Origin of the sequence: Enterococcus sp. HMSC061C05, from assembly GCF_001814765.1 — a bacterium.
In the GTDB taxonomy this organism is placed as follows: Bacteria; Bacillota; Bacilli; order Lactobacillales; family Enterococcaceae; genus Enterococcus_B; species Enterococcus_B lactis.
In genome coordinates, this window is the sequence record NZ_KV817748.1 from 93,718 (window position 1) to 100,342 (window position 6,625).

Genomic DNA, 6,625 nt, shown 5'->3' on the forward strand with positions numbered 1-6,625 from the left:
TTTTTCAGACATTTTTTTGTTGTTTTTATTGGAAAAAAGGTTGTTTTTTCATTTGTTTCCTAAAGCATGATCTTCTTGTTTCCTATTTTGGTCAGATATGGATCATGCGTGACCACGATAACTAACGTACCTTGGGAAGCCTGTTGCGATAAGATTTCAACGACTTGCTCCTTATGTCGTTTATCTAATGATCCAGTTGGTTCATCGGCTAAAATGATTTTGCTATTCTTCAATAAGACTCTCGCACAGGCGATTCTTTGCTTCTCACCACCAGATAATGTGTAGATAGGCGTACTTAGCTTCTTGTTTATATTTACTTTTTTCAATGCCTCATATTTTGCTATTCGTTTATCCGAAGCATTTAAATTCGAAAACTTCAATCCAATATCTAAATTAAAATCGATCGTTTCATATTCAATCAACCCAAAATCTTGAAAAAGAAAAGATATGGTATTTCTTTTTATCAAGCGCTTCTCTCTTCCAGTTAATTGTTTCGTCTCTTGATCGAACAAATAGAATTGTCCTGAACTGTACCGATCATTCAATCCTAATATATTCAATAACGTACTTTTACCTGCTCCACTTTCTCCAACAACAGTCACAAGATCTCCAGCATCCGCAGTAAAATGATCCAAATGAAGAATCGTTTTGTTTCGAATGATTTTTTTCGCACCTTTTATCACTATCAACGGCTCCAATTGTTAACCTCCATTCATCAACAATAATTGACTTTTCTTTTCTGTAGACAAAATAAAAACAACTGACAGAATAAAATCAATGAAACTAAAGAAAATAATATTAAAAAGATATTTAGGCTCTCTTTCTATAAGAAAAAGGAAGATTACACTTGTCATTCCCCATTTGATGAGGTTCATCATGAAGAAATCTTTATACGTTTCAAAGAGCGAATAACCACTTGAACGAAAGATAGCGATTTTCCGACAATTGTAGACAAAATATATGCATAACATGACATAGCTCAACAAGAAGAAAGAAAAGAAAGTGAGTAAAAATATCTGTATCAAGTAATGAAATGATCTGCTTAACACTTTGACAGCTATCTCTTCAGTCTGAGTATACGGAAATGATAACTGCAAGTTATCACGTAACTGACTTTCTTCAATCAGCTCAAATAACCTTTCTTTCGACAAAGAGCCTATCTTGATCTTTAACGGCGGATAGATTTCTCCGCTGAGAATATTCCTTTCCCAATACGTACTGTTTTTCAATGTCAGTATTTCAACAACCGGATAATGTTCGATCCATGGGATAGAAGGAATAAATGTATAAATGGGTTGATTGTTTTTTATAAATAGAAATTTCGGTTCTTTTTCACTGATTTCTTGATAATATTCTGTTATTTGCGCTAGGTCATTTTTTAAATCTGTATATCTATATCGTTCAGGGATCAATATAACAGGGTGTGTTTCTTCTTCGGTTATTTGGATCAACCTTCCAGAGACATCAACCAAAGGAAATTTCTTAAGATAATTTAGATTTATTTTTATCCCTCTGCCAAACTGTTCATTTTCTTCATTCAAGTAATCTGATACATTGACTAATACACTTCCGTTTTTATTCAAAGTTTCATATAATTCCTGATCTGCTGCTGATGCAAAACGATTGGAATAAATAAAATCCACATGGTTTTTCCCGATCGTTACTGGATAAAACACATGATAGTCTTCATCAGCGATTTCTTTTGGCGGTTCATGGGAAACAGCTAACTGTGAAGAAGAAAAAACGATAGTTGCTAATTCGACATTGGCAACGGTCAAAAGAAGAGAAAACAACAATCCAAATGTAAAAAGAATGTATTGGATATAGTTGAACGCTTCTCTTAACGAAGCGATTTTTTCAACTAATAAAAGAGAAAACAAAGAGATACCATATATTCCGCTGAACAAGAAAACGTACATCTGGAACAAATAAAGAAATTGCTCCTTATAATACATAAAAATAAAACCACCAATAATTCCTGCAATTATAAATGTAGTAATGATTTTCTTTTTCCCCAATAAACACCACAATACTTGATGTAATGAAAAGCCATTATTCAACAATAAACTGATTTCTTTATTCATCAATAAGAAAAAGGATGGTAACAAAAGGAATAAAAGAATCAACCCAATAGTTAAATACACTCGATAATTATATACGTCTGTACTTGAAATAACCGAATACAGATAGCTATTTTCAAAATCTTCAAAAACATCAGTCGCATAACCAGTGTGAAATGCTTGATTGAATCGTTCCACAAATAGTGAAATGAACCGTTCATAGTCTTCTTTTTCTCTCGTCATCAAGAAAAATTCACCTTCAAAATCTTTTATTTTGATCGATTCTTCAATGGACATTACGTGAAAGGAGGTATTAGAATAGGGTACCTTCTCGTGAGAAGATTTGACATTCCCTTGATAATACAATGTCATTTCAAGCTTTGGCTGTATCTTGAAGTTCCAAGATGTATCTACTTCATTGGATTCGTTTACGGTTTTTTTCATATAAGAAAGCTCAGTTTCTGAAGATACATTTTCAAATACCATGATTAGCTGCTCATATTCTTCTCGCTCAATAAAATGTTGTGGCAATCGAATCGGAGTATAAGCATCCGTTTGGTGGAAAAATTTATTTGTCCGATAGAGTACCTGTTTATTTATACTAACCAAAGCAAAACCAATCATGATACCGATCACTATGATTGTGAGTAAAACTGTGAACTTTTTTTTGATTATCACCACTCTCCCTTACTTAAATGATTCTTCGATAAAATCATACCGTTTTTCATCAAAAAAACGTATCTATCAAGTGTATAGGTCATGTAGAATAAATCTATATACTGTAGAATCGAAAGGAGAAGAAGATGAACATCGGAGAAAAAATACGAACTTACCGCAGAAATTGTAACCTTACGCAAAAAGAACTAGGTGAAAAAATCGGTGTTTCCGATAAAACGATCTCTAGTTGGGAAAATTCTCGTACAATGCCAGATCTTGAAATGCTGTCACTTTTACATCAGACTTTAGGTCTGCCGATTGATTTTCCTTCTATTGAGCCAACTGCCGAATCAATAGAACCAACATTGCCGGATGAACCTCTTGTTATCAAGAAATCTTATTCATCAAAACCACCATTATCACTCAAAAAGACACTATCTTTCTTTCTGCTCGTCTTATGTTTGGTCTATCTTTTTCTTATCAATTATCAATACAAAAATGAAACGATTGATCGATTCAACCCTTTTTTGAAACCACAAATAGGCTATACCACACTCCCTGTAGGATACGTAGACAATTCCATCGAACATTGGGTATGTAATGATATCTTTGGTCATGGTACATGGCTGTCTTTTCACGCTGGCGAGGTAGAAAAAGGTAAGAATCATGCTGTAATCAAACACAAAGGAAAACATGTCATGAACGTTCGCCTGCTCTCTTGGGAAGCCATTCCCTCAGATTACCAAGAGATCCTCAGCCAAGACTATGACGACGCCGTAAAAAGAACCCCTCAGGAGCCAGATAGGCATTAAGTAGGAGAATAGAAAAAATCAATGCACATGATCTTATCAAAAAATAGGGTCACGAGTTAATTGGAGAAACCTTGAGATGAAAGTCGTTAAATAAATAAACATCTCTGCCTAATCGAAAAATTTGATTAGGCAGAGATGTTTATTCTGGAGAAGCACTGCTCTCACAACCTCCTTAACCGATCCGAGACGCTTTGAACATTGTCTAATGCCGCATCTACCCATTGGCCTTTGGCGGCAGCAGAAACATTGTTTTTATAGGTATCACTGGCATTCTTCAGTTTAGTTGCTCCTTGGCTTTTTCTTTCTCGTGTGAGGGATTTTCTAGTTTGGGATGTAGCTTTGCTGGGACTTGCTACAAGTAAACGGATGAGTTGTTTTTCCAGATTCTTTCGTTGCTGGATTAATTCATTATTTGCTCCTTCAAGTAAAGCATCTACCCCACTCATGATCCAATCGAATTCAAACATAGGATTCTCCCTCTCTTTTTGATTTTCTGTATTCTTCTTCATACTGACGGATCTTTTTGTTATATATAGATTGATTTTCATGTAGTCGTTCTTCCAGATTCCGTTGGGTTGCTCGTGTTCGTTGCCGTGATTCTTCACTTGCTTGTTCTAAGAGACGATAGACTGCCCTTTTATTTTCGGGAGGGTTGGTCTCATAATGTTTAGCGGTGGCATTGATTTGCACAGAGATATTTTCTAAATAGCGTTGAAATTTTCTTTGCTCATTCGACAGATAATCCAGATGGTTTTCTAATGCTACGCGATTTTTACGATAAATTTCTTCGGTTTCTTCTATTTTCCTTCTGATTTCTTGTTCCATTTATTCACCTCTAAAATAAGTAATGGCTGAGCTCATGATCAGAATCTACTTGCCTATTGATCGTTTGTTCAATGTTTCTTAACAGCCTTTCAAGCTCTTCTTCTGATTTTCTAAGCGTTGCTACTGTTCGTTCATATTCATTTATTGGGTCTATCCGTATACTCCGTTCCGTTACTCCCCAAGAATCAAGTGCTTCCAGTTCTTCATAATGTGTCAAACTTGCTCCCCAATAGCGGGCGTCTAATTTTGTCGTTTGCCATAATTCATTGGCATTTCTGATTTCTGTTTGGAACCATTTCTTTAATTCACTAATTTCTGTCTCCACTGTTTTTTTGTACCCACTAGTAATCGCTTTGGCTTGTGATGCATCCAAAAATATTTTTTGAGCAGAAGATAGACTGCCTTTTGCTAGAAAGTGTCTCTTCACGTTTTCGATGCCGGCAAGACGCTGCTGGGTTTCCAACCCGATCACATCAGGTTCTCCTTTCGTATCAAGCAAGACATTCCCGAATTGGTCATACTGATATCCACCCCACATGTGCTGGTCGACCCACCCGACTTTTTTAGACAACACTGGGCGCATTCGGCCGATCATCGGCTTGTCTTTGCTATAGCCGATTGGTACCAAGTCTTTCTCATCGACATAATTATGCAGTTTTCCTGACCTCGTCAGAAGATCAGCGGTCACGCGCTGACTTGGCGTCAATACCGTATAAATATTGGGTCCTTGGAAAAAATATCCTCCACTAAGACGCCTGCTTTCCTCCAATGACAAATCAGCGACAGCATATTGTCCATTCATGGAGCCTAAAGAATGACCATAGACGAAAAACTGGGCATTAGGATACTGGCGCATCGCTTCCTTCAAGGTCTCCGCAGACGTTCTTAATTGCGGGGGCGGTGCGCCTTGTTCAGCCGCGAGGATCTTACGTGCCATATCCACATTGTTGACGACCCAGTCTTGCCACACATCGCCAGTTTGTTCCTTGACTTTATCTAAGCCTGTCGAACCGCGATAAAGCACCGTTACTTCTTTAACCGCCAATCTTTCCGGCAATGGCGCAACCGGGGAAACGAAGCGGTCCGTATGGGTGATGACAAAAGACTGTTCGCCAGAGGGGTTGTTGATGACTTGGGAGACGTAGCCGATTAATATGTTCACTCCATCTATCTTTAGTTCTTTTTTTAGCTTTAAATTATTGTATTCCTTTTTAGCTATCTGAACTCTTTGTTCATCTGTGTAAAAGTTATTCATATCCTTTCTCCTTTATTCTTTTGGATAAATCACCTGATAAATCTACTCCTTCTAATAGTAATTTCCCTTCTTTTTTAGTCATATTAAACTCTATATCTTGAGAATTCTTTTTATTTATAAATAAAGTTACATTTATCCCACCCATCGGATTGTGTTCTATACTGTTGTAATCGATTTCATAGGATTGGATCACTCCTTCTGGGGTCAATGCTTTAGAGTCCAAGTTCTTCAAGCCTTCTTCAAATACCTGTTTCGCCTCTTCGCTCTTCACGACTTCGATCATTTCTTTTTGTAACTTTTCTGCTTTATTTTGCTTGTCTATCACTAGTTTTCCTCCTATTCCTAAAAGTACGAGTAATCCGATCAGTGGAATCAGCCACCGTTTTTTCTTTTTCATTTAGGCTCCTTTTTTAGTTTTATTTATCTCACCAGTCTTTCGGGCAATGGCGCAACCGGGGAAACAAAGCGGTCCGTATGAGTGATGACAAAAGACTGTTCACCGGAGGGGTTGTTGATGACTTGGGAGACGTAGCCGATTGTCTTAGTTTTGTCTTTTATTTTTAGCTCTTGTCCTATACTTAGTTTACTGTATTCTAACTGGGCAATTTCTACATGTTCTTTATCACTATAATAACTAGTCATTATTTGTACTCTCTTTCAATAATTCGCTAAGTTTAGGTGAAAGTGCGCTTCCTCCACCTTCTAACTCTTCATTTCTATATTTATTCAAAGAATCATGGAGATACAATTCCTTATCATTATTTAAATATGCTGTAAACATAATCCCGCCCATCGGATTATGTTCTATACTGTCGTAATCGATTTCATAAGATTGGATCACTCCTTCTGGGGTCAGCGCTTTAGAGTCCAAGTTCTTCAAACCTTCTTCAACTACCTGTTTCGCCTCTTCGCTTTTCACGATTTCAATCATTTCTTCTTGCAACTTTTCTGTTTCCTTTTGTTTGTCTATCACTAGTTTTCCTCCCATTCCTAAAAGTACGAGTAATCCGATCAGT

At 36.8% G+C, this 6,625-nt stretch carries 9 protein-coding genes; 1 reads left to right on the top strand and 8 read right to left on the bottom strand.

Annotated features, from left to right (window positions below; translation table 11 throughout):
* Window positions 1-59 precede the first annotated feature (59 nt).
* Both HMPREF2988_RS08685 and HMPREF2988_RS08690 read right to left on the bottom strand, forming a co-directional pair.
* On the bottom strand, window positions 60-698 hold the full coding sequence (locus tag HMPREF2988_RS08685; RefSeq protein WP_070770443.1) for an ABC transporter ATP-binding protein: 639 nt from the start codon (window positions 696-698) through the stop codon (window positions 60-62).
* Window positions 699-701: 3 nt separating this feature from the next.
* Window positions 702-2,738, bottom strand: a complete 2,037-nt coding sequence (locus HMPREF2988_RS08690) for a DUF1430 domain-containing protein (RefSeq protein WP_070770444.1) — start codon at window positions 2,736-2,738, stop codon at window positions 702-704.
* A 125-nt stretch (window positions 2,739-2,863) separates the two neighbouring features.
* On the opposite strand from HMPREF2988_RS08690, the gene HMPREF2988_RS08695 reads away from it, so the two are divergent.
* Window positions 2,864-3,529 (top strand): helix-turn-helix domain-containing protein, encoded by a 666-nt coding sequence (locus tag HMPREF2988_RS08695; RefSeq protein ID WP_070770445.1) that lies wholly within the window; start codon window positions 2,864-2,866, stop codon window positions 3,527-3,529.
* A 161-nt stretch (window positions 3,530-3,690) separates the two neighbouring features.
* Here HMPREF2988_RS08695 and HMPREF2988_RS08700 read toward each other — a convergent pair whose 3' ends face one another.
* Genes HMPREF2988_RS08700 through HMPREF2988_RS08725 form a run of 6 tightly spaced genes read right to left on the bottom strand, consistent with a single transcriptional unit; the run spans window position 3,691 to window position 6,624 of the window.
* Window positions 3,691-3,996 (bottom strand): hypothetical protein, encoded by a 306-nt coding sequence (locus tag HMPREF2988_RS08700; protein WP_002312086.1) that lies wholly within the window; start codon window positions 3,994-3,996, stop codon window positions 3,691-3,693.
* Window positions 3,989-4,354, bottom strand: coding sequence for a hypothetical protein (locus HMPREF2988_RS08705; RefSeq protein WP_010732001.1), 366 nt, complete (start codon window positions 4,352-4,354; stop codon window positions 3,989-3,991). Before HMPREF2988_RS08705 ends, HMPREF2988_RS08700 begins: the two co-directional genes overlap by 8 nt.
* A gap of 10 nt (window positions 4,355-4,364) precedes the next feature.
* Window positions 4,365-5,609, bottom strand: a complete 1,245-nt coding sequence (locus HMPREF2988_RS08710; RefSeq protein WP_070770446.1) for a hypothetical protein — start codon at window positions 5,607-5,609, stop codon at window positions 4,365-4,367.
* Entirely contained in the window at window positions 5,602-6,006 is a 405-nt protein-coding gene (locus tag HMPREF2988_RS08715; RefSeq protein WP_070770447.1) for a DUF1310 family protein, read from the bottom strand. Before HMPREF2988_RS08715 ends, HMPREF2988_RS08710 begins: the two co-directional genes overlap by 8 nt.
* Window positions 6,007-6,029: 23 nt before the next feature.
* Complete coding sequence (locus HMPREF2988_RS08720) at window positions 6,030-6,251, bottom strand: hypothetical protein (protein WP_070770448.1); 222 nt, start codon at window positions 6,249-6,251, stop codon at window positions 6,030-6,032.
* Window positions 6,244-6,624, bottom strand: coding sequence for a DUF1310 family protein (locus tag HMPREF2988_RS08725; protein WP_083314624.1), 381 nt, complete (start codon window positions 6,622-6,624; stop codon window positions 6,244-6,246). Before HMPREF2988_RS08725 ends, HMPREF2988_RS08720 begins: the two co-directional genes overlap by 8 nt.
* Window position 6,625 lies beyond the last annotated feature (1 nt).

Excerpts from the sequence above, each read along its gene's own strand:
- HMPREF2988_RS08695 (WP_070770445.1), top strand. The coding sequence starts at position 2,864 with ATGAACATCGGAGAAAAAATACGAACTTACCGCAGAAATTGTAACCTT.
- HMPREF2988_RS08700 (WP_002312086.1), bottom strand. The coding sequence starts at position 3,996 with ATGTTTGAATTCGATTGGATCATGAGTGGGGTAGATGCTTTACTTGAA.
- HMPREF2988_RS08705 (WP_010732001.1), bottom strand. The coding sequence starts at position 4,354 with ATGGAACAAGAAATCAGAAGGAAAATAGAAGAAACCGAAGAAATTTAT.
- HMPREF2988_RS08710 (WP_070770446.1), bottom strand. The coding sequence starts at position 5,609 with ATGAATAACTTTTACACAGATGAACAAAGAGTTCAGATAGCTAAAAAG.
- HMPREF2988_RS08715 (WP_070770447.1), bottom strand. The coding sequence starts at position 6,006 with ATGAAAAAGAAAAAACGGTGGCTGATTCCACTGATCGGATTACTCGTA.
- HMPREF2988_RS08720 (WP_070770448.1), bottom strand. The coding sequence starts at position 6,251 with ATGACTAGTTATTATAGTGATAAAGAACATGTAGAAATTGCCCAGTTA.